This is a genomic window from Phenylobacterium sp. (assembly GCF_030697925.1).
GTDB lineage: Bacteria > Pseudomonadota > Alphaproteobacteria > Caulobacterales > Caulobacteraceae > Phenylobacterium.
This window is the reverse complement of the sequence record NZ_JAUYOJ010000221.1, coordinates 1-1,295: the sequence shown is the minus strand read 5'-3', so window position 1 is coordinate 1,295 and position 1,295 is coordinate 1. Positions and strand designations below refer to the sequence as shown.

The window sequence follows — 1,295 nt, the reverse complement described above, 5'->3', positions numbered from 1 at the left end:
TACGCCCATGACGAGATCGTCGTGCTGCTGGGCCGACTTTCCGCCTCGACCGGCTTGTCGGTGGCTGAATTGTTGTACGCCTACGGCGATCATCTCTTTGACCGTCTGCGAAGCTTGTTCCCCCCCTTCTTCGAGGCGCCGCGCGACGCGTTCGAGTTCATCGCGACCATCGACGACGTTGTCCACGTCGAGGTGAGGAAGCTCTATCCCGACGCCGAGCTGCCGGAATTCATCTGTGGTCGCGTCGAAGATCGCACCCTGCTCCTGGTCTACCGCTCCCCGCGCGGTTTGGCCGACCTGGCGGAAGGGTTGATCGCCGGTTGTTGCCGCAGCTATGGCGAGGACGTCTCGATCACCCGCAGCGATCTTTCGGGCGGAGCGATGACCGAGGTCGCTTTCCTGCTGACGAAACACGGCGCCGTCGCCAGCACGGGCAAGGCGGCCTGACCGTGCCACGCGCGACATCCGGCTCCGAAGTCGCGTTGTTGGAACGCCGCGCCGAACGCGAGCGGGCGGCGCGCCGCCGCGCGGAAGCGCTGCTTGAGGACAAGAGCCGGGAACTCTACCTGGCCAAGGTCGCCGCCGAGCGCGCGAACCAGGAAAAGTCCGATGCGGAACTGCGCTATCGAGGCCTGTTCGAGACGGCCAAGAACCCTATCCTGCTGCTCGATCTACAAACCGGCCAGGTCACGGACGCCAACTCTGCTCTAACCACGATGCTGGGCCTTACCTCTCCACAGGTGCTGGGTCGCAAGCTGTGGGAACTGGAGCCGTTCAAGAATATTCCAGCTTGCCGGACAATAGTTCGCGACCTGGAATCCCAAGGACGCATCCAACATGACGATTGGGTCCTTGAGACCTCGGACGGATGCTCCATCCCCGTGGAGGTCGTCAGCCATGTCTACGAGATGGACGGCGCCAAGATTGTCCAATGCAGCTTCCGAGACGTCGGCGACGAGCGGCGGCGTGAGCAGGAGGCCGAAGAACTGGAGCGTGCCGGTGAGCTGTTGCGCAGAACCGCCGGCGTGTACCTCTGGCGATACAATCCGGAGGCCCGCGAATATGAGGTCGATCCGAACTTCTCGCGGCGCTTTTCGGAAGCGCCGCGGGACCGACGGATAGCCGCGGCCGACCTGCAGGCCGGGGTTCACCGTGACGATCGCGCCGCGGTCGACGAACCCTTCCAGCGCAGCCTGAACACGGGTGAGGCCGGCGCCGCCGAGTATCGCTATCTGGCTCCGAACCGGGATTGGCGGCGCGTGCGCAGCGCCTGGAGCGGCGCACAGCGCCTTGCC

Annotated in this window: 2 protein-coding genes; both read left to right on the top strand. The window is 64.8% G+C overall.

The window, feature by feature from the left end:
• The coding region (locus Q8Q88_RS21600) for a heme NO-binding domain-containing protein (RefSeq protein ID WP_305677247.1) at positions 1-447 on the top strand (447 nt) is incomplete at its 5' end.
• A 38-nt stretch (positions 448-485) separates the two neighbouring features.
• Positions 486-1,295: PAS domain S-box protein (locus Q8Q88_RS21595; protein WP_305677246.1), on the top strand; the 810-nt coding region annotated here is incomplete at its 3' end.